A 19564-nucleotide genomic window follows, 5' to 3' on the forward strand; every position below is an offset into this window, starting at 1 on the left:
ACGCCGAACGACCCGGTGCCACCGTGGACGCCGTCACCGGCGCTTTCACGGGGCGCCGGTATGGTACGACGCCCATCCAAGGGCGCATGCGTGCCCTTCCCCCGGTTCTCGAGTTTCTCTGGTCGGACACGCCTGCTGCTAGCACCGTACCCGGCATGTCCGCACATCGTCGCTCCCAGCGCGCCGAAGATCCCATCTCCCGGGCCCGGGAACGGACGGCGAAGCGAGCGCGGCCCGGTGCCGCCCGTCCCTGATCGCCGTCCGCTCCAGCTTGCCGTTTCCGGGGGCCGGATGGGGACGGGCCGCCATGATCCTTGTCTTTCCTTTGCCCGCCGGATGCCTCCGCAAGGCCTCTCAGGGGCCGAAGACCCGGGAAAGGTAGCGGTTGGCAAAGCGGCGGTCGGGATCCAGCTCCTCCCGCAACGCCCGGAAGTCGGCGAACTTGGGATAGACCTGCTCCAGGTAGGCCGCGTCGCGGGTGTGCAGCTTGCCCCAGTGCGGCCGCCCGCCCACCGCGGTCATCAGCTCCTCGACCCCGGCGAAGTAGTCCTCGTGGGGGTTGCGGTGGTAGACGTGGACGGCGATGAAGGCGCTGGGCCGGTCGTAGGCCATCGACAGCCAGGCGTCCTCCGGCGGCAGCACCCGCACCTCGATGGGGAAGCTGATCCGCCAGTCCCGCCGGTCGAACAGGGCCTTCAGCTCGCGCAGCGTGTCGGCCAGGTGCTCGCGGGGGATGGCGTACTCCTGCTCCTTGAAGCGCACCCGGCGCGGGCTGGTGAACACCTTGTAGGAGGTGTCGATGTAGGTCCGGGCGCCCAGCGCCTTGGCCGAGACGGCGTTGACCGGGCCGATCGCGGCCGGCACGCGGCGGGTCAGGCGCTGCAGCCCGCCGAACACCGTGTTGGACAGCAGTTCGTCGTCCAGCCAGTAGCGCAGCGGCGACAGCGGGGCGGCGGGCCGGTCGGTGCGGTTGTTGCGCTTGGTCAGGCAGCCTTCGGTGTGCGGGAACCAGTAGAACTCGAAGTGCTCGTTGGCCTCGGTCAGCTCATCGAGGCGCTCGAGCACCTCGCCCCAGCGCATCGGCTCCTCCCGGGCGTGCAGCCGGAAGGCCGGGACGGTCTGCCAGGTGATGGCGGTGACCACGCCGAGCGCGCCCAGCGACACCCGGGCGGCGTCGAACAGCTCCGGGCGCTCGGTGCGCGAGCAGGTGACGATGCTGCCGTCGGCCAGCACCAGTTCCAGCGCGGCCACCTGGGAGGCCAGCCCGGCGTGGTCGCGGCCGGTGCCGTGGGTGCCGGTCTGCAGCGCCCCGGCCACGGTCTGCTGCTGGATGTCGCCCATGTTGGCCAGCGCCAGCCCGTGCTCGTCCAGTACCCGGTTCAGCTCGTGCAGCGGCAGGCCGGCCTCCACGGTGACCAGGCCGGTGGCGGTGTCGACCGAGCGCACCGCCCGCAGCCGGTCGGGCCGCAGCAGCAGCCCGTCGGTGACCGCGGCGGCGGTGAAGGAGTGGCCGGTGCCGGTCATCCGCACGGTCAGCCCCTCGGCGGCGGCGGTGCGGACGGCCTCGGCGACCTCTTCGGTGCTGCGCGGGGCGAGCGTGCGGGCGGGCACCGCGCGCTGGTTGCCCGCCCAGTTGCGCCAGATGTGGTCCTGGGTGCCGAAAGTGCGTGCGGGGGACATGGGCCGACTCTATCGACCCGATTAATGCGAAGGAAATTCACGTTTCCCGGGGTTCACGCAATCGTGACCTGCCCGCCAGGCCCGCCGCCACCGCCACCACGCCCGCGCCCACCGGCAGCAGCAGCGCCGCACCCGGGCCGCGGGCGTCCACCAGCCGGCCCGTCACCGAGGCGCCCACCGCCACGCCCACCCCGATCGCCGTGCCCACCAGCGCCAGCCCCTCGGTCAGCCGCCGGGCCGGCACCAGCCGCTCGACCAGCCCGTAGCCGGGGATGAGCGTCGGGGAGATGGCCAGCCCGGAAACGAAGATCACCACCAGCATCACCGGCCACAGCGCCGGATGGGCGCCCAGCGGCGGCAGCGGCACCAGCCCGGCCACCAGCAGCGCCAGCCCGGCCAGGAAACGGCGATGCAGCGGCGACCGCCACGGGCGCGCCCCGTACCACAGCCCCGCCGCGCAGCTGCCCAGCGCATAGGAGGCCAGCAGCACGCCCGCCAGCCCCCGGTGCCCGCCCGCCTCGGCGAAGGCGATCACGCTCACCTCCACCCCGCCGAACACCGTCCCCACCAGCAGGAAGACCAGCACCAGCAGCAGCACGCCGGGCAGCGCCAAAACCCCGGCCAGACCGCCGCCGCCGGCGGTGCGCGGCGGCGGCTCGGTGCCCCGCTGCGCCGCCATGGCCAGGCTGCCGCCCATCGTCAGCGCCCCGGCGGCCAGCACCCCGCCCGCCGGATGCACCCCGGTGGCCAGCAGCGTCACCAGCATCGGACCGGTGATGAAGATGACCTCATCCAGCACCGACTCCAGCGAGAACGCGGTGTGCAGCCGCCCGTCGCCGTTTCGGTGCAGGACGTTGATCCAGCGGGCGCGCACCATCGCGCCCAGCCCCGGCGAGGTGACGCCGCCCAGCACCGCGGCGGGAAAGAGCGTCCAGGTGGGAAGGTCCAGCAGGGCGCACGCCACCAGCAGCGTCATGGCCACCCCGTTGGCCGGGCCCAGCGGCAGCAGCACCCGGCGCTGCCCATGGCGGTCCGCCAGCCGCCCCACCAGGGGCGAGGCCACGGCGAACGCCAGGGCGAAGACCGCCGACACCGAACCGGCGATACCGTACGATCCGGTAACCGCGGAGACAAGAAGGACAATGCCGATCCCCACCATGGACATCGACATCCGGCCGACGAAACCCGCCGCGACGAACACCCGCGCCCCGGGAACCTTCAGCAGGGCCAGGTACGGATTGGACACCGACGACCCCTCCAGTCCTCCCTGACCTGCGTCGCGGCGGCCACCCCGGCCCGCCCGGCGATGCGCGGCGCGGCGAGCGCGCCCTGTCCGAAACTACCGATCCGCCGGTGACCCCGGCGGCAGCGATCTCGTTGGGATTGGTTGTGGCTGCCTCCTCTCCACCGCCTGACCTCGGGGCCCGGACCGCCGGCCCGGCGGCCTCCTGGCGTCCGGACGAACCGTCCCCGGCACCGGGCACCGCGCACGGCGCCGGCGAGTCCCCGCGCAGAAGGCGCCCCCGGCCCGAAAAGAAGGCCCGGACGGTGACGCGGCCCCGCCCGGCCGCCCCTCCCCGGCGGCAGCGGCGGCGCCCGGTGGTGGCGCTGCTGGCGCTGGCCAGCGCGGCGACCCTCACCGCCGGGGTGCTCGCCGCGCTCGGCCTCGACCGGGACCGGGACACGGGCCGGGCCACCGCCGATCCCACCGCGCCCGCCCAGCGCTCCGGCACCGTCACCAACGTCGTCGACACCACCCAGCTCGCCCCGCTCAAACGGGTGGTGCCCCCCGACGTGCTGGTGGTGGGCGCCTCCTCGCTGACCGCCGCCGAGGTCCGCAAGGTGTCGCGGCTGCGCGGCGTGCAGGACGTGGCGCTGGTGGCCGGCGGCGCGGTGCAGCTGCAAAACCGCCTGGTCAACACCTTCGCGGTCGACCCCTCGACGTTCCGCTCCTGGACCCCGCCGGCCACCGCCCGCAAGACCGAGCTGTGGGAGGCGCTGGCCGCCGACAAGTTCGTCGCCTCCGACAAGGCGGTCCGCGAGCTGAGGCTTCACCAGGGGCTGCGGTACCCGGTCGTGGCCAAGACGATCCCCACCATGACGATGGGCGGCTCGGGGGATTTCGGGCTGCCCGGCATCGACATGCTGGTCAGCCGCAAGATGGGGGAGCAGCTGGGCCTCATCCCCAACCTGGCGCTGCTGGTCAACGCCCCCGGCGCCGACCCGGCCGCGCTCACCCGGGCGATGGACAGGATCTTCCGGGGCGGCGCCAAGGTGGTCAACCTCAACGAGCCCCAGTACCGGCAGGCCGTCAGCTACCTGGAGCTGTACCGGCGGGCCGCGACCACCTGCCCGGGGCTGTCGTGGACGGTGCTGGCCGCCATCGGCCAGGTCGAAAGCAACCACGGCCGCAACAACGGCCCCTCCAGCGCCGGCGCTCTGGGCCCCATGCAGTTCCTGCCGTCCACCTGGAAGGCCTACGGGGTGGACGGCGACGGGGACGGCAAGGCCGACATCATGAACCCCTACGACGCCATTCCCGCCGCCGCCAAGTACCTGTGCGCCCACGGCGCCGGGCGCGGCGGCCGGTCGCTGTACCAGGCGATCTACGCCTACAACCACGCCCACTGGTACGTGCAGAAAGTCCTCGCCCTGGCCAAGGCCTACGCCGCCCGCTACCGGTGAACCCTTTTCCACACGCGGCCCAAAGCACCGAGGACGGGAGCCCCGATGCTCTCCGGTGCCGCGGCCTTGCGGTCATGGCTGCGCCCCTGACCGCAAGGCCCCCGTCTCGACCTGCGGAGACGGCGTGTTGAAAAGGGTTCGGTGAAGGCGGTGATCTGAAGCACTCCCGGCGGCTGGTTGGATGGAGGGCATGACGTCCTACGACGCGCTGCTGCTCGTATCCTTCGGCGGACCGGAGGGGCCGCAGGACGTTATGCCGTTCCTGGAGAACGTCACGCGCGGCCGCAACGTCCCCCGGCGGCGGCTGGAAGAGGTGGCCGAGCACTACCACCACTTCGGCGGAGTGAGCCCGATCAACGACCACTGCCGGCGCCTGAAGGCCGCCATCGAGGCCGACTTCGCCGCCCACGGCCTGGACCTGCCGGTCTACTGGGGCAACCGGAACTGGACGCCCTACCTGACCGACACGGTCCGCCAGATGGCCGCCGACGGCGTGCGACGGGCCGCGGCGTTCGTCACCTCCGCCTACAGCGGCTACTCCAGCTGCGGGCAGTACCGGGACGACATCGCCCGGGCCCGCGAGCAGGTCCCCGGCGCCCCGGAGATCGACAAGCTGCGGGTCTACTACAACCACCCCGGCTTCGTGGAGCCGTTCGTCGAGGCCACCCGCGCCGCGCTGGACCGCCTGCCGGCCGGCCTGCGCCAGGCGGCGCACCTGGCGTTCACCGCCCACAGCGTCCCGCTGGCCCAGCCCGGGCGCGAACGCTACGCCGCCGAGCTGGCCGACATCACCGAGGTCGTCGCCGAACGGGCCGCCCCCGGGCACGAGCGGGCGCTGGTCTACCAGAGCCGCAGCGGCCCGCCCACCCAGCCGTGGCTGGAGCCCGACATCTGCGACCACCTGCGCAAGCTGCACGCCGCCGGAACCGAAGCGGTGGTGGTCGTGCCGATCGGGTTCGTCAGCGACCACATGGAGGTCAAATACGACCTCGACGTGGAGGCCGCCGCCGTGGCCGCCGAGCTGGGCCTGGCCTTCGAGCGCGCCGCCACGCCCGGCACCCACCCCGCCTATGTGGCGATGGTCCGCCAGCTGCTGACCGAACGCATGGCCGGCCCCGGCGCGGAACGGCCCGCGCTGGGCGCGCTGGGCGCGCGCCCCGACGACTGCCCGGAAGAGTGCTGCCGCGCCCGCCGCTGAACCCCGGCGGGGCGGTGCCGACCCCTGGAAAGGACCCATGAGCCTGCACGAGGAGCTGCTGGAGCTGGCGCTGGAGATCGCCGGCGAGACCGGCCGGATGCTGGTCGGCAAGCGGCCGGTGGAGGGACCGGCCGTGGTGCAGACCAAGTCCAGCCCCACCGACGTGGTCACCCAGATGGACCGGGCCGCCGAGCAGCTGATCGTCGAACGCATCCGCGCCGCCCGGCCCGCCGATGCGATCCTCGGTGAGGAAAGCGGCGCCAGCGCCGGCGGCAGCGCAGTCCGCTGGGTGGTCGACCCCATCGACGGCACCGTCAACTACCTGTACGACCTGCCCGACTGGAGCGTCAGCATCGCCGCCGAGATCGACGGGCGGACCGCCGTCGGCGTGGTGGAGGTCCCCCGCCGCGGGGAGACCTACCTGGCGGTCCGGGGCGGCGGCGCCCGGCTGCGCGACGCCGCCGGGGAACGCCCGCTGCGCTGCACCGCCGACGTCCCGCTGAACCGGGCGCTGGTGGCCACCGGGTTCGGCTATGAGTCACGGCGCCGCGCCCACCAGGCCCGGGTGCTGACCGGGGTGCTGCCGCACGTGCGCGACATCCGCCGCGGCGGGGCCTGCTCGGTGGACCTGTGCACGCTGGCGGCCGGACGGGTGGACGGCTACTACGAGCGCGGCGTCCAGCTGTGGGACATCGCCGCCGGGACGCTCATCGTGGAGGAGGCCGGCGGGCGGGTCGGCGGGCTGCACGGGGCGGCTCCGGGACCGGAGTTCGTCCTGGCGGCGGGCCCGGGAACGTTCGAGGCGCTGCACGACCTGCTGGCGCCGCTCGACCCCGCCCGGGACTGACCGGTCCGCCCCCTCGGGGAACGCGGCCGCCCGGACTCCGGAGGGCCGGCCGCCGAGCGCGCAGCGGCGGGTGTTGCGAAACTCACTCCATTTCGGGGGCGGGGGGAATGCCGATGTCGTGGTTGGCCGCTATCCGGCGGAGCTCTTCGATCTCGGCCTGCCGGATGTCGGCCAGGTAGGTGTCACCCTCGGCCTGCGCCCTGCGCAGCGACGCGTACGCGTCGGAAAGCCGCTGCTGGATCGTGCGTGACAACTCACCCATGGGGATTTTCCTCTCTACAGCGGCTGTTCCTTACCCAAACCGGCTTCCGCCGTAAACCTTTCGTTTGAATGGTGATACGCACCGTAGAGGACGCTCCGCCCACCCCGGAACAGGGGGCATGCTTACAGGGGGCTTACAGGCGCTATGGCATATCTGGGAACGCCGGTCCGGCGCACCGGCATGTGAGATCCGGATCTGAAGGGGGACGGATGCGTGTTCTCGTCGTCGAGGACGAGCGCGTGCTCGCCGACGCGATCGCCACGGGACTGCGCCGCCAGGCCCACGCCGTGGACGTCGCCTACGACGGTGCCGGTGCGCTGGAGCGGACCAGCGTCAACGAGTACGACGTGGTGGTCTTGGACCGCGACCTGCCCAAGGTCCACGGCGACGACGTCTGCCGCGACCTGGCCGGCCGGCGCTACCCGGCCCGGATCCTCATGCTGACCGCCGCCGGCGACCTGGAGGACCGGGTGGCGGGGCTGAACCTGGGCGCCGACGACTACCTGGCCAAGCCGTTCGCCTTCGCCGAGCTGGTGGCCCGGGTGCAGGCGCTGGGCCGGCGGGCCGCCCCGCCGCTGCCGCCCGTCCTGGAACGCGCCGGGATCACCCTCGACCCCGCCCGGCGGGAGGTGCACCGCGACGGCCGCCCGATCGAGCTGACCCGCAAGGAATTCGCGGTGCTGGAGGTGCTCATGCGGGCCGAGGGCGCCGTGGTCAGCTCCGAGCGGCTTTTGGAGAAGGCGTGGGACGAGCACATCGACCCGTTCACCAACGTGGTGCGGGTGACGATGATGACGCTGCGCAAGAAGCTCGGTGAACCGCAGGTGATCGAGACCGTCCCAGGGGTGGGGTACCGGCTTTGAGCGACATCGGCAAGGGCGATGCCAAGGGGGAGGCCCGCCGGCCCGGGTTCATCACCGGATCGACGACCCAGCCGATGACCGCGCCGCGGCCGGAGGGCCGGGGCGGCGCGTTCATGGCCGACCTGCGGGCGCTGCCCGGGCGGGTCAGCGTCCGGCTCCGGCTGACCCTGCTGTACGGGGTGCTGTTCCTGCTGGCCGGGTTGCTGCTGCTGTTCATCACGCACGTGCTGCTGGCGCAGGTGCTGGACTCGGTGTTCCCGCCGGGCCTGCAGGTCCACACCCCCGGCGGGCTGATCATCGAGACCGAGGTGCTCAAGTCCCGCGCCATGAAGGAGCTGTTCGGCCGCTCCATGCTGGTGCTGGCCGGGGTCGGGGTGATGGCCCTGGTGCTGGGCTACTTCGTGGCCGACCGGGCGCTGTCGCCGCTGCAGAAGGTCACCGCCACCGCCCGGCGGCTGTCGGAGAGCACCCTGCATGAGCGGATCGCGCTGGAGGGCCCGGCCGATGAGATCAAGGAGCTGGCCGACACCTTCGACGCGATGCTGGAGCGGCTGGGCAACGCCTTCGACGCCCAGCGCCGGTTCGTCGCCAACGCCTCCCACGAGCTGCGCACCCCGCTGGCCATCAACCGCACCCTGCTGGAGGTCGCGCTGGGCGACCCGGAGGCCTCGCCGGACCTGAAGGCGGTGGGCCGCACCCTGCTGGCCAACAACGCCCGCCACGAACGGCTGATCGAGGGCCTGCTGCTGCTGGCCCGCAGCGAACGCGAACTGACCACCCGCGTCCCGGTGGATTTGGCCGAGGTCGTCACGACCGTGCTGAAGACCTTGGGCGACGCCGCCGAGGAGGCGGGCATCACCGTGCACACCGAGCTGGCCTCCGGGACCACGTTGGGCGACCCGGTGCTGCTGGAGCACCTGGTCTCCAACCTGGTCGACAACGCCATCAAGCACAACACCGGCGAGGGCGGCCAGGTGTGGGTGCGGGCCGGGGTGCTGGACGGCAGCGCCGCCGTCCAGGTCGAGAACACCGGCCCGGTGGTGCCCGCCTACGAGGTGGACCAGTTGTTCGAACCGTTCCGGCGGCTGCAGCAGGACCGGGTGGAGTCGGCCAAGGGCTCCGGGCTGGGCCTGTCCATCGTCCGCTCGGTGGTGCGGGCGCACCGCGGCCACGTCTACGCCACCCCCCGTCCCGGCGGGGGCCTGGTGGTGACCGCCCGGATGCCCTTGGCGTCCTGACTTGCGTGCGCTACTTGGTCACCGTGCCGCTGGCCAGATAGGTCGCGTCGGTGATGTTCTCCCGCTCCTCGAAACGGAGAGTGCTGCTGTTGAGGTAGATGAAGGTGACGTAGCCGGACACGCACTCACCGGTGTAGATGTTGATCTTGTAGGTCGCCCTCCGCTCGGTGACGCCCGGCTGCAGGGTCAGCGTCCCCCGGCAGGTGTAGGTGGCCGACTCGTAGTAGACCAGCCCGGTGGTGCCGCCGCCCAGCAGGGTGAAGCGCACGTTCCAGGTCCGGTCCTGCGCGGGGGCCGACGGCTGGAAGCCCTTGCCCTCCCACACCCCGTTGAAGGCCAGCGGCAGCCGGGTGCCGGTCGTCGGGGACGGGGAGCGGGAGAAGGTCGGCGCGGCGGTCGGGTAGGCCGGCGGGTCGCCGTCTGCGTCGTCCTCACTGGCCGCCACCACGATCGCGAAGATCAGCAGGGCCAGCACCAGCACCACCGCGCACCCGACACCGGCGATCACCGGCCCGTTGGAGGAGGACTGCCGGGGCCGGTAGACCGGGGCGGCCGGCGGCGGGGCGGCGACCACCGGCTGCTGCATGGGCGCCGGCGTCATCGGCTGCGGCGGCGGGGTCATCGGGATCTGCCCGAAGCCGCCCTGGTGCACCGGGATCTGCGGCGGGGGCGTGACCGGCCCCTGCTGCAGCGGCATCGGCGGCGGGGTGATCGGCTGCGGCGGGGGCGTGGTCGGGCTCTGCGGGAAGGGGCCCTGCTGCAGCGGCGCCGGCGGTGTCATCGGCGGCGGGGTGTGCACCGGGGCCGGCGGCACCTCGGGCGGCGGCGCCATCCGGGCGGCGATCCGGGTGCCCTGGTCCAGCAGCTCCTCGCTGGCCGGGGCGGGAGTGGCCGGCGCCGCCCCCACATGGCCCAGCAGCTGCAGCAGCAGCTGCGCGGCCGCCGGACGGGCGGCCGGGTCCTTCGACAGGCACCGGCCCACCAGGCCGCGCAGCGGCTCGGCCAGCGCCGACAGGTCCGGCTCCTCGTTGAGGATCCGGTTGATGATCACCGGCAGGGTCTCGGCCTCGAACGGCGACTGCCCGGTGGCGGCGAACACCATCGTGGCGCCCCAGGCGAAGATGTCCACCGCCGGCTGCAGCGGCGCCCCGGTCAGCTGCTCGGGGGCCAGATAGCCGGGGGTGCCGACCACCATGCCGGTGGCGGTGACCGCGCTTTCCTGGGAGTTGACGGTGCGGGCGATGCCGAAGTCGACCACGCGCGGGCCGTCGGAGGCCAGCAGCACGTTGTTGGGCTTGAAGTCCCGGTGGACGATGCCGGCCTCGTGGATGGCCGCCAGCGCGGTGACCGTGCCGATCGCCAGCCGCTCCAGCTCCACCGGCTCCAGCGGGCCGTTGTGGGCCACCACGTCGTGCAGCGACGGGCCGTCGATGAACTCGCTGACGATGAACGGCTGGTCGCCGGACACATCGGCCTGCAGCACCCGGGCGGTGCAGAACGGCGCGACCTTCTGCGCGGCCGCCACCTCGCGGGCGAAGCGGGCGCGGGCGGAGGGGTCGGCCGCCATCTGGGCGTGCAGCAGCTTGATGGCGACCTTCTCCCCGTCGGGTCCTTTGCCGAGATAGACGGCCCCCTGGCCGCCGGCACCGAGCCGCCCGATCACTTCATAGTTCCCCAGCCTGCGGGGATCCCCCGCCTCCAGGGGAGCGGCCTGCGGCATATGACCCTCCAGTGACCCCGTTCAAGCCCACGTCAGGCGGGCACGATATCGCGTTAGGTCAGACGTTTCACCGAACCGTCCGGTTCGACATCGGTGACGAGGGGAACGACCCGGGCGGTCCGGTGACCCGCACCGCAACCGGCGGGGCTGGCACGCACGGCGCCCGCCGTACCGATATGATCCCGCCGCCGCAGGGCGCCGGCGGCGGCTCGCACGGGTGTGGCGTCCTTCGGTGAAACCGTCCGGGTGGGCCTGGCGCCGGCGTTCCCACGACGGCTCCGCCGGACGGCCCGGCCTCGCGGGGAGCGCCGGAATGTGGCATACGGCACATCTGGGTGGGGCGATGGCGGTGACCGGTGTCACCAATGGTGATCGTCGCGCCTTGCGTGCCGGAGGTCACCACCCGTGACAGAATTTCCCGCCCGGATCGGGCACAACTGCGGCCTCCCGAGCGTTAGACCCGCGCGACGGGGCGCAAAGAATGACCGAGGGGGATGGAGATAGAAGATGGCAACCGACTACGACAGCCCACGCAAGACCGACGACGACCTCGGCGAGGACAGCCTGCAGGAGCTGCAGGCCCGGCGGGCCGACAAGGCCGCCAGCATCATCGACGAGGACCTGGACGCCGGTGAGGTGGCCGAGCTGCCCGGCGCCGACCTGTCCAACGAGGAGCTGACCTTCCGGGTGGTGCCGCGCCAGGCCGACGAGTTCACCTGCTCGCGCTGCTTCCTGGTGCACCACCGCAGCCAGCTCGCCGAGGAACGCAAGGGCCAGCCGGTCTGCCGCGAGTGCGCGGCCTGATCGGGGGCCGCGGTGTCCGGTGACGGCGTCGACGACCGAGCACAGGACCGCCGGGGTGATCTCGGTGTCCCGGCGTCGCAGGACGGCGGGCGGGACACCGAGATCGCCGCACTGGTCGGCAGGCTGACCGGCGCCGACGATCTCGACGCCGAGTCCCGTCGCTCGCTGCTGGCCCGGCTGGTGGGACTGCTGGCCGAACGGGCCCGCCGCACCGGGGCGGCCGGGCTGCGCGGCGGGCGCTGGCTGGCCGAGCTGCTGACGGAGATCGCCCCGCACCTGCCGGTGCGCGACGCCGCCACGCTCAGCGCCCACCACGGCCACCTCACCGGCGAACCCCTGGCCGACAGCCTGGTGCGGACGGCGATGGCCGCCACCACCGCGGTGGGGGCCGCCGGCGGGGCGCTGGCGGCCGTGCAGTTCACCGCGCCGCCGCTGCTGCTGACCGCGCCCGTCCAGCTGGCCGCCGAGACGCTGGTGATCGCGGCGATCGAGGTCAAGCTGATCGCCGAGCTGCACGCCGTCTACGGGGTGCAGCTGCACGGATCGCCCACCGCCCGGGCCGGCGCCTACCTGACCTCCTGGGCCCGGCGGCGCGGGATCGACCCGCTGAAGGGCGGGTCACTGGCCGACGCGCTCGGCACGGCCGCCAAGGCCGCGCTGCGCAAACGGCTGGTGCGCACCTTCGGCCGGACCATGACCACCATGGGGCCGCTGCTGGCCGGCGCCGCCGCGGGCGCCGCGCTCAACCGGGCCGCCACCAAACGCCTGGCCGAGACGATCCGCGCGGACCTGCGCCGGCAGACGGGCGTCCCTCTCGCCGTGCGGCTATGAACTGAACTCCAGCTCCTTGGCCACACTGTCCCGGCCGGCGAGCCACATTCCTATGGCCTCCCGGGTACCCCGCACCTGCCGTCCCCGCCCCACCGGGCGGTGACCGTCGGTGGGCACCAGCCGGTGGGTGAGCACCCGGCGGTTCATCCACAGACTCAGCTGCATCCCCTCCCGGAAGATCGCGGTGGCGACCGCGTCCGGCACCTGCCTGCGCAGCCCCAGCCCGCGCAGCACGTCCTGGTGGTGGACCCCCAGATCGCCCAGGGCCAGCGGCAGGGCGAGCCGGGCGGTCAGGCTCGGGTTGGCGGCCCAGTGCCGCGCCCACTCCATCAGCCGGCGGCGCGACATCATCCGCGCTCGCTCGGCCTGCGCCTGGTTGGCGGCGTGGATGCGCGTGCCGTACGGCAGGTACGAGCCCAGCAGGTAGTCGAAGCCGATGACGTGGCCGAGCACGTCCCGCGGCGCCCATCCGGCGCACAAGGTGGTGCCGGAGTCGAACTCCTCGTCCGACAGCCCCTCCAACGTCTCGATGAACCGGAAGCGCTCGGCGCGCAGTTCGTCGACGAGGGCGAAACGCATCGTGGCCGGTCCCTTCCTGATCGCGGGACCGACCACGATACCGGCAGTGCTGGACAGTCCATCCAATTAGGCCCGCCGCGCCTTGCGGCGCGGACCGCGTCAGGCGTCGTTCATGCCGAAGGACGCCGGCAGGCGGCCGTTGGCCTTGGCGTACTGGCGCGCCGCCGCCCGGGTGACCAGCAGCCGGGTCACCTCCATGCCGACGCCCGTGACCACGGCCCACCCCAGCGCCTCCGACAGGGCCACCTGAGGGGATTCGGGGTTGGTCGGCGGCTCCTTGCCGGTGGCCTTCTTCCAGGCGTACGTGAGCGCCTTGCGGGCCACGAACCCGCCCACGAAGGCCGCGGCACCGGCCACGGCCCGCCAGCCGAGGTCGCCCTTGTCTGCCATCGTCGTCATCTCCTCCGCTCTGCGGCCGAACGCAGTGAGGCTATCCGAGCACGGCCCCCTGAATTCGGCACGGGACGGCGTGGCACCCCAATAGCATTGGGCCCATGAACCGACAGCCACGTACCCCGACAGTCCCCGAAAAGCCCACTCTGGACGGCTTGGAGGACAAGTGGGTACGTCGCTGGGAGGACGACGGCACCTACCGCTTTGACCGCACCCGGCCACGGGAGGAGATCTTCGCGATCGACACCCCGCCGCCCACGGTCAGCGGCTCCCTGCACGTCGGCCACGTGTTCTCCTACACCCACACCGACACCATCGCCCGCTACCAGCGGATGCGGGGCCGCGCGGTGTTCTACCCGATGGGCTGGGACGACAACGGCCTGCCCACCGAGCGGCGGGTGCAGAACTACTTCGGCGTCCGCTGCGACCCGTCGCTGCCGTACGACCCCGACTTCGAACCGCCCGCCGAGCCCGACCCCAAAAAGCAGGTCCCCATCAGCCGCCGCAACTTCATCGAGCTGTGCGAGCGGCTGACCGCCATCGACGAGAAAGCCTTCGAGGATCTGTGGCGCCGGATCGGCCTGTCGGTCGACTGGAACCTGCTGTACACCACGATCGGCGACCGGGCGCGGGCGGTCGCGCAGCGGGCGTTCCTGCGCAATCTGGCGCGCGGGGAGGCCTACCTGGCCGAGGCGCCCACGCTGTGGGACGTCACCTTCCACACCGCCGTGGCCCAGGCCGAGCTGGAGGACCGCGACACCCCCGGCGCCTTCCACCGGCTGCGCTTCCACGCCGACGACCGCGTGGTGCTCATCGACACCACCCGCCCGGAACTGCTGCCGGCGTGCGTGGCGCTGGTGGCCCACCCCGACGACGAGCGGTACCGGGACCTGTTCGGGCGCACCGTGCGCACCCCGGTGTTCGGGGTGGAGGTCCCCGTGCTCGCCCACCGGCTGGCCGAGCCGGACAAGGGCACCGGCATCGCGATGATCTGCACCTTCGGTGACGTCACCGACGTGACCTGGTGGCGGGAGCTGAACCTGCCCACCCGGGCGGTCATCGGCCGGGACGGCCGGCTGGTCGCCGAGGCGCCGCCCGGGGTGCCCGCCGGGCCGTACGCCGAGCTGGCCGGCAAGACCGTGCACTCGGCCCGCGAACGGATGGTGCAGTTGCTGCGCGAGTCCGGTGACCTGGACGGCGAGCCGCGCCCCATCGTCCGCCCGGTCAAGTACTACGAGAAGGGCTCCAAGCCCCTGGAGATCGTCACCACCCGCCAGTGGTACATCCGCAACGGCGGCCGGGACGCGGCGCTGCGCGAGCAGTTGCTGGCGCGCGGGCGCGAGCTGTCCTGGCACCCGCCCTACATGCGGGCCCGCTACGAGAACTGGGTGGAGGGCCTGAACGGCGACTGGCTGATCTCCCGCCAGCGGTTCTTCGGCGTGCCCTTCCCGGTGTGGTACCCGCTGGACTCCGACGGCGAGCCGCGCTACGACCGGCCGATCGTGCCGCCGGAGGAGATGCTGCCCATCGACCCCTCCTCCGATGTGCCGCCCGGCTACAGCGAGGACCAGCGCGGCAAGCCCGACGGCTTCATCGGCGACCCGGACGTCATGGACACCTGGGCCACCTCCTCGCTGACGCCGCAGGTCGCCGGCGGCTGGGAGAGCGACCCGGACCTGTTCGCCCGGGTCTTCCCCTACGACCTGCGGCCCCAGGGGCACGACATCATCCGCACCTGGCTGTTCTCCACGGTGCTGCGCTCCCACCTGGAGCACGACTCGCTGCCGTGGCGCAACGCCGCGCTGTCGGGGTGGATCCTCGACCCCGACCGCAAGAAGATGTCCAAGTCCAAGGGGAACGTGATCACCCCGATGGGGCTGCTGGTCGAGCACGGCAGCGACGCGGTCCGCTACTGGGCGGCCAGCGCCCGGCCCGGCACCGACACCGCTTTCGAGGTCAAGCAGATCAAGGTGGGCCGCCGGCTGGCCACCAAGATCCTCAACGCCTCCCGGTTCGTGCTCGGGCTGGGCGAGGTGGCGCCGGACGCGGCGATCACCGAGCCGGTGGACCTGTCCATGCTGGCCGCCCTGCGGGAGGTGGTCGCCGAGGCCACCGAGGCGTTCGACGGCTATGACCACGCCCGGGCGCTGGAGCGCACCGAGCGGTTCTTCTGGTACTTCTGCGACGACTACCTGGAGCTGGTCAAGCAGCGCGCCTACGGGGAGGGCGCCGGGGCCGACTCGGCCCGGGCGGCGCTGCGCACCGCGCTGTCGGTGCTGCTGCGGCTGTTCGCGCCGATCCTGCCGTTCGTGACCGAGGAGGTCTGGTCCTGGTGGCGGGACGGGTCGGTGCACCTGGCGTCCTGGCCCGAGGCCGCCGAGCTGCCCGCGGGCGGCGACCCGGCGCTGCTGGAGGTGACGGCCGAGGCGCTGCGGCAGGTCCGCAAGGCCAAGTCGCAGGCCAAGGTCTCCATGCGGGCCGAGGTGGCGCGGGCCGTGGTGCGCGGGCCGGGCACCGCGACGGTGCGCGCCGCCGCCGAGGACCTGCGCGCCGCCGGCAACGTCGCGGAGCTGGAGCTGGACGAGACGGCCGCCGCCGAGGAGCTCACCGTGGCGGTCACGCTGGCCGCCGCGGTCTCGTAGCGGACTGCTGCGGCATGCGCGATAGGCCTTCGGCCCCGGCCTGCTCAGGCCGGGGCCGAAGGCTTCGCAGACCGGCAGGCCCAGGCGTTCGGCCAGGCGGGCACGGTGGTGCCGGGGCGAGCCCAGCGGCAGCCCGTCGGTCTTGGCCCGCTTGCAGCACAGGTACGCGTCGTGCTCGCAGGTGAAACCGATGCCGCCGTGCAGCGGCAGGCCGTCCTTGGCGGCCTGCTGGGAGTCCCGTTCCTCGGCGGCCGATAGGCCCTGTCCGCCGTACTCCTTGGGCCGGGTGGTGCCGGAGTGAGCGGCGTCGTGGAGCCGGGCCGTGAACGCCGTGGGGTCCTCCAGCCCGGGTGTTCGGGCAGGGTGGCCTCTTCCAGCCAGGCAGGCGCCCGGCGTCCGTACTCGTCGATGCCCGTCGCGGGTTCTCCCCCCGGGGGGCGTCGGTGCAGGGCGGGGGGGCTCCGGCGCCGGACACGATGACCGAATCTAGTTCGGTTTCATCGGGTCCAAAGCGTCCACGGCCCATCAAGGGCGCCGAGCGATCGTCGTCCGGCGCCTCAGGAGGCGGCCGGAAGCGGCCGGTGCAGCACGGCCCGCTCGGCGGCCGACCACGCCGTCGTCGCCAGCAGATAGATCCCGGCCGCCAGGGGGAGGAACAGCGCCGCCGCCACGGAGCCGAAGGGCAGCAGCCGCAGCAGGCCGCCGCCGGGTTGCCCCTTCGGCAGCGCGGCGGCCAGCCGGCGGGACGACACCCAGGCGACCAGTGCCAGCAGCGCCAGCAGGGCGTAGAAGGCCAGCGCCGGCCCGCTGAAGGGCGCGCTCACCACCACGCCGGCGAAGTTCTGGCCGAGCGGCGCGCCCAGCAGGCTCTGGGCCAGCAACAGGTTCTCCCGCCCGCCCACGGCCGCCGCGGTGAACAGCCGGTACATCAGGAAGAAGAACGGCGCCTGCGCCAGCGACGGCAGGCAGCCGGCGGCCGGGGAGACCCCCTCGGCCCGGTGCAGCGCCGCCAGCTCCCGCTGCAACCGCACCGGATCGTGGGCATACCGCCGCCGAAGCCCGGCGATCTGCGGCGCCAGCCGGGCCCTGGCACGCGCACCGCGCGCCGCCCGGATGCTCAGCGGCAGCAGCGACAGCCGCACCGCCATGGTGAACACCACGATCGCCGCCGCGGCGGCACCGCCGGGCACCAGCGGCGCCAGCGCCTGCGTCAGCGTCCAGACCAGGTCGTGGGCATGAGAGAGAACCGCATCGAAAATCGGCATCGAAAACCTTCCAGAGCAACGGGGACGTCGGGACCTCGGTCTTTCAAGGTCACGCCGACGGTGCTCTGGGCAGGGGACGGCCGGGCGCGGCCGGATCGCGCAGCCTCAGGAAGGCGGTGCGGGCGCTGCGGGCGCGCAGCGCGGTGTGCGCCCGGGCGGCCGGCGGCGGGCCGAAGCGCCCGGCACCGGCGGTGACCGCCACGGCCAGCAGGGCGGCGACCGTCAGCGCGGCCAGCGCCAGCAGCGGCGCCTGCCCGGCGGACGGCTCGAGCAGCGCCGGCAGCTGCAGCAGCACGGCGATCACGGACATGCCCTCTCCCCGCAACCCCGCTCCCAGGGGGTCCGCCGGGATGGACGCACGGCGGTGTGTGCGAGTTCCCACTCGCCGCCTTCTTTCACACCGGTTTTCATACGGGGCCGTGGGCCTGCCCATCCGGATAGGGTTGCCCTCTATGAAGCGTGTCGCCCCGCCGCCGCTTCCGCGGTGTGCTTGCACCCCCGGCGGACGCGGTGCTCGGTATGGTCATGTGGCCGCGCCGCGGCCATGTGTCCCGGGCGGCGCCCTGACCCGTGACCATGGATGAGCCCTTGACCGACCACAGAGTCCAACACCGACCCGGGGACGTCCCCGTGCTGATCCGGCGGCTCGACGACGGGCTGCCGCTGCCCTCCTACGCCCACCCGGGCGATGCGGGGGCCGATCTGTACGCCGCGATCGATGTGGAACTGGCCCCCGGGGAGCGGGCGGTGGTGCCCACCGGGATCGCCATCGCACTGCCGGACGGATACGCCGCCTTTGTTCACCCGCGATCCGGTTTGGGCGCTAAGTTTGGGGTCACGATCGTCAATGCGCCCGGTACGGTCGATGCCGGATACCGCGGCGAGATCAAGGTGACATTGCTGAACACCGACCTCCGCCGTCCGGTCCGGCTGCGGCGCGGTGACCGGATCGCCCAGCTGGTCGTCCAACGGGTCGAGCGAGCGGTCTTCCACGAGGTCTCCGCGCTCCCCGGATCGGTACGCGGCGACAACGGCTTCGGCTCCACCGGTGGACTGCCGGCGGCGTCACCGGAGGCGGGGCACAACTAGGCTGAGCGCGCTACGCAGCGGTCAGATCGAGCACAGTGAAGAAGGAGCGTGAGTCGTGCCTATTCGACGTCGTCGCCGCAACGAGGCACCCGACAGGAACCTCGGATCGGCCGGCGAGCAGGCGGACGCCGTCGAGACGGGCGACGCCCCCGCCGGTGGGGCGGACGAAGCCACCGGCCCCTGGGACGCCGGCGACTCCTACCCGGAGCTGGAGCGGCTGGACTTCGGCTCCCTGCTGGTCCCGGTCGGCCCCGGCCTGGGCTTCCAGGTGAACTTCGAGGCCACCGAGGTGGACGCCGAGGGCAACCCCGTCAACGGGCGGCCGGTGTCGGTGCTGGTGCAGCACGCCGAGAGCATCCTGCAGGTTCAGGCGTTCGCCGCGCCCAAGCGCAGCGGCATCTGGGACGACCTGCGCCGGGAGACCGCCACGGAGATCACCGAGCAGGCCGGCGGGCAGGTGGAGGAACGCGACGGTCCCTTCGGCACCGAGCTGTGGGCGATGGTCCCCGCCCAGCTCACCGAGGAGATGCTCAACGAGATGCCGCCGGAGGTGCGCGAGCAGATCCCCCAGGAAGTGATCGAGCAGGGCTACGCCTGGCAGCCGATCCGCTTCATCGGGGTGGACGGCCCGCGCTGGTTCCTGCGGGGCGTGGTGCAGGGCGCCGCCATCGAGGACGAGGAGCAGTGGCAGGTCCTCGAGGACGTCTTCCGCAACATCGTGGTGATCCGGGGCGAGCAGCCGATGCCGCCGCGCGAGCTGCTGCCGCTGACGCTGCCCAAGGAGTTCACCGAGGCCGCCCAGGCCGCGGCCGAGCAGTCCCAGCAGCCCGAGCAGGCCGACGACACCTTCAACCCCTTCGAGCGCGGCCCGGAGATCACCGAGGTCCGCTGAAAGGCCCGCGTCCCCGTCGTGGCCCCGGCCATGGCGGGGAGGCGGCGCCTTGCGGGGCCGGGCGGGCTCAGCACGCCGGCAGCAGCCGCCCCAGCAGGTCGGCCACCGAGATCACGCCGATCATCGGCGGCCTGGGGCCGTTCTTGGACTCCACCACGGCCACCAGCGGGCTGTGCGCCTGGGCCATCAGCGTCGCGACCTCCAGGACGTTGGCGTCGCCGGTCACCATCGGCGGCCGCCGCGGCTCCGGCGGCAGCAGGTCCCGCAGGCTGCGGCCGCGCATCCGCTCGCACATCCGGTCGGCCTGCCGCTCGGAGTACACCCGTGCCAGCGCCGGGTCCTCCCGGACGTAAGGCGGGATCGCGAACCACAGGATCTGGGAGGTGGGCAGGATCGCCAGCGGGTGCTGCAGGTCGTCCAGGACGATCAGCCCCGGCAGCCGCTGTTCGATCACCAGCCGGGCCACGCTCAGGGCCTCGCTGTCGGGATCGATGTGGGGATAGGGTCTGGCCAGTTCACGTGCGAGCATTCCTCGACGCTACTTCCTGTGCTCGGGCCGTGACGATGCGGCGACCC

19 protein-coding genes are annotated in these 19564 nt (G+C 72.9%); 10 read left to right on the forward strand and 9 right to left on the reverse strand.

Annotated elements, in window-relative coordinates:
• Window positions 1-354: 354 nt before the first annotated feature.
• Window positions 355-1680: a D-arabinono-1,4-lactone oxidase gene (locus BUE48_RS08400; protein ID WP_012852047.1), complete on the reverse strand. Its 1326-nt coding sequence runs from the start codon at window positions 1678-1680 to the stop codon at window positions 355-357.
• 37 nt (window positions 1681-1717) lie between these two features.
• Window positions 1718-2926, reverse strand: coding sequence for an MFS transporter (locus BUE48_RS08405; protein ID WP_012852048.1), 1209 nt, complete (start codon window positions 2924-2926; stop codon window positions 1718-1720).
• Between the two features lie 302 nt (window positions 2927-3228).
• Here BUE48_RS08405 and BUE48_RS08410 point away from each other — a divergent pair, with 302 nt between their 5' ends.
• From BUE48_RS08410 to BUE48_RS08420, 3 genes are all read left to right on the forward strand, one after another.
• Complete coding sequence (locus BUE48_RS08410; protein WP_286989588.1) at window positions 3229-4365, forward strand: lytic transglycosylase domain-containing protein; 1137 nt, start codon at window positions 3229-3231, stop codon at window positions 4363-4365.
• Between the two features lie 190 nt (window positions 4366-4555).
• Window positions 4556-5563: a ferrochelatase gene (locus BUE48_RS08415; RefSeq protein ID WP_286989589.1), complete on the forward strand. Its 1008-nt coding sequence runs from the start codon at window positions 4556-4558 to the stop codon at window positions 5561-5563.
• Window positions 5564-5600: 37 nt separating this feature from the next.
• Complete coding sequence (locus BUE48_RS08420; protein ID WP_012852051.1) at window positions 5601-6410, forward strand: inositol monophosphatase family protein; 810 nt, start codon at window positions 5601-5603, stop codon at window positions 6408-6410.
• A gap of 82 nt (window positions 6411-6492) precedes the next feature.
• Here BUE48_RS08420 and BUE48_RS08425 read toward each other — a convergent pair whose 3' ends face one another.
• The gene (locus tag BUE48_RS08425) at window positions 6493-6672 is read right to left on the reverse strand and encodes a hypothetical protein (protein ID WP_012852052.1); all 180 of its coding nucleotides are present in this window, start codon (window positions 6670-6672) and stop codon (window positions 6493-6495) included.
• Between the two features lie 209 nt (window positions 6673-6881).
• Here BUE48_RS08425 and BUE48_RS08430 point away from each other — a divergent pair, with 209 nt between their 5' ends.
• Window positions 6882-7535 (forward strand): response regulator transcription factor, encoded by a 654-nt coding sequence (locus BUE48_RS08430; protein WP_012852053.1) that lies wholly within the window; start codon window positions 6882-6884, stop codon window positions 7533-7535.
• Complete coding sequence (locus BUE48_RS08435) at window positions 7532-8773, forward strand: sensor histidine kinase (protein ID WP_012852054.1); 1242 nt, start codon at window positions 7532-7534, stop codon at window positions 8771-8773. Before BUE48_RS08430 ends, BUE48_RS08435 begins: the two co-directional genes overlap by 4 nt.
• Window positions 8774-8783: 10 nt before the next feature.
• Here the strand turns inward: BUE48_RS08435 and BUE48_RS08440 are convergent, their stop codons facing one another.
• Window positions 8784-10493, reverse strand: coding sequence for a serine/threonine-protein kinase (locus tag BUE48_RS08440; protein ID WP_012852055.1), 1710 nt, complete (start codon window positions 10491-10493; stop codon window positions 8784-8786).
• Window positions 10494-11000: 507 nt separating this feature from the next.
• Between BUE48_RS08440 and BUE48_RS08445 the strand changes: the two genes are divergently transcribed.
• Together BUE48_RS08445 and BUE48_RS08450 are read left to right on the forward strand one after the other, a co-directional pair.
• A complete protein-coding gene (locus BUE48_RS08445) occupies window positions 11001-11297 on the forward strand; it encodes a DUF4193 domain-containing protein (RefSeq protein ID WP_012852056.1) in 297 nt (98 codons plus the stop codon).
• A 12-nt stretch (window positions 11298-11309) separates the two neighbouring features.
• The gene (locus BUE48_RS08450) at window positions 11310-12128 is read left to right on the forward strand and encodes a hypothetical protein (protein ID WP_012852057.1); all 819 of its coding nucleotides are present in this window, start codon (window positions 11310-11312) and stop codon (window positions 12126-12128) included.
• On the opposite strand, the gene BUE48_RS08455 is transcribed toward BUE48_RS08450, so the two are convergent.
• Both BUE48_RS08455 and BUE48_RS08460 read right to left on the reverse strand, forming a co-directional pair.
• Complete coding sequence (locus BUE48_RS08455) at window positions 12123-12707, reverse strand: maleylpyruvate isomerase family mycothiol-dependent enzyme (protein ID WP_012852058.1); 585 nt, start codon at window positions 12705-12707, stop codon at window positions 12123-12125. The two genes, BUE48_RS08450 and BUE48_RS08455, sit on opposite strands and share 6 nt — an antisense overlap.
• Before the next feature lie 99 nt (window positions 12708-12806).
• Window positions 12807-13097 carry a DUF4235 domain-containing protein gene (locus tag BUE48_RS08460; protein ID WP_012852059.1) on the reverse strand — a complete coding sequence of 97 codons (291 nt, stop codon included), beginning with the start codon at window positions 13095-13097 and terminating at the stop codon, window positions 12807-12809.
• 104 nt (window positions 13098-13201) lie between these two features.
• Between BUE48_RS08460 and valS the strand changes: the two genes are divergently transcribed.
• Window positions 13202-15742: a valine--tRNA ligase gene (valS, locus tag BUE48_RS08465; protein ID WP_286989590.1), complete on the forward strand. Its 2541-nt coding sequence runs from the start codon at window positions 13202-13204 to the stop codon at window positions 15740-15742.
• Window positions 15743-16299: 557 nt separating this feature from the next.
• Here valS and yidC read toward each other — a convergent pair.
• Both yidC and BUE48_RS08475 read right to left on the reverse strand, forming a co-directional pair.
• Window positions 16300-17007 carry a membrane protein insertase YidC gene (gene yidC, locus BUE48_RS08470; RefSeq protein WP_286989591.1) on the reverse strand — a complete coding sequence of 236 codons (708 nt, stop codon included), beginning with the start codon at window positions 17005-17007 and terminating at the stop codon, window positions 16300-16302.
• Between the two features lie 49 nt (window positions 17008-17056).
• Window positions 17057-17317: a DUF6412 domain-containing protein gene (locus BUE48_RS08475; protein ID WP_012852062.1), complete on the reverse strand. Its 261-nt coding sequence runs from the start codon at window positions 17315-17317 to the stop codon at window positions 17057-17059.
• 266 nt (window positions 17318-17583) lie between these two features.
• On the opposite strand from BUE48_RS08475, the gene dut reads away from it, so the two are divergent.
• Together dut and BUE48_RS08485 are read left to right on the forward strand one after the other, a co-directional pair.
• Window positions 17584-18096, forward strand: a complete 513-nt coding sequence (dut, locus tag BUE48_RS08480; RefSeq protein ID WP_012852063.1) for a dUTP diphosphatase — start codon at window positions 17584-17586, stop codon at window positions 18094-18096.
• 55 nt (window positions 18097-18151) lie between these two features.
• A complete protein-coding gene (locus tag BUE48_RS08485; RefSeq protein WP_012852064.1) occupies window positions 18152-18988 on the forward strand; it encodes a DUF3710 domain-containing protein in 837 nt (278 codons plus the stop codon).
• 67 nt (window positions 18989-19055) lie between these two features.
• On the opposite strand, the gene BUE48_RS08490 is transcribed toward BUE48_RS08485, so the two are convergent.
• On the reverse strand, window positions 19056-19517 hold the full coding sequence (locus BUE48_RS08490) for a CBS domain-containing protein (protein WP_012852065.1): 462 nt from the start codon (window positions 19515-19517) through the stop codon (window positions 19056-19058).
• Between the last annotated feature and the right edge of the window lie 47 nt (window positions 19518-19564).

The organism is Thermomonospora sp. CIF 1 (assembly GCF_001896795.1).
Lineage (GTDB): Bacteria > Actinomycetota > Actinomycetes > Streptosporangiales > Streptosporangiaceae > Thermomonospora > Thermomonospora curvata.

Excerpts from the sequence above, each read along its gene's own strand:
- BUE48_RS08445 (WP_012852056.1), top strand. The coding sequence starts at position 11,001 with ATGGCAACCGACTACGACAGCCCACGCAAGACCGACGACGACCTCGGC.
- yidC (WP_286989591.1), bottom strand. The coding sequence starts at position 17,007 with ATGCCGATTTTCGATGCGGTTCTCTCTCATGCCCACGACCTGGTCTGG.
- BUE48_RS08420 (WP_012852051.1), top strand. The coding sequence starts at position 5,601 with ATGAGCCTGCACGAGGAGCTGCTGGAGCTGGCGCTGGAGATCGCCGGC.
- BUE48_RS08400 (WP_012852047.1), bottom strand. The coding sequence starts at position 1,680 with ATGTCCCCCGCACGCACTTTCGGCACCCAGGACCACATCTGGCGCAAC.
- valS (WP_286989590.1), top strand. The coding sequence starts at position 13,202 with ATGAACCGACAGCCACGTACCCCGACAGTCCCCGAAAAGCCCACTCTG.
- BUE48_RS08440 (WP_012852055.1), bottom strand. The coding sequence starts at position 10,493 with ATGCCGCAGGCCGCTCCCCTGGAGGCGGGGGATCCCCGCAGGCTGGGG.
- BUE48_RS08490 (WP_012852065.1), bottom strand. The coding sequence starts at position 19,517 with ATGCTCGCACGTGAACTGGCCAGACCCTATCCCCACATCGATCCCGAC.
- dut (WP_012852063.1), top strand. The coding sequence starts at position 17,584 with ATGGATGAGCCCTTGACCGACCACAGAGTCCAACACCGACCCGGGGAC.
- BUE48_RS08460 (WP_012852059.1), bottom strand. The coding sequence starts at position 13,097 with ATGGCAGACAAGGGCGACCTCGGCTGGCGGGCCGTGGCCGGTGCCGCG.
- BUE48_RS08415 (WP_286989589.1), top strand. The coding sequence starts at position 4,556 with ATGACGTCCTACGACGCGCTGCTGCTCGTATCCTTCGGCGGACCGGAG.
- BUE48_RS08475 (WP_012852062.1), bottom strand. The coding sequence starts at position 17,317 with ATGTCCGTGATCGCCGTGCTGCTGCAGCTGCCGGCGCTGCTCGAGCCG.
- BUE48_RS08455 (WP_012852058.1), bottom strand. The coding sequence starts at position 12,707 with ATGCGTTTCGCCCTCGTCGACGAACTGCGCGCCGAGCGCTTCCGGTTC.
- BUE48_RS08430 (WP_012852053.1), top strand. The coding sequence starts at position 6,882 with ATGCGTGTTCTCGTCGTCGAGGACGAGCGCGTGCTCGCCGACGCGATC.
- BUE48_RS08425 (WP_012852052.1), bottom strand. The coding sequence starts at position 6,672 with ATGGGTGAGTTGTCACGCACGATCCAGCAGCGGCTTTCCGACGCGTAC.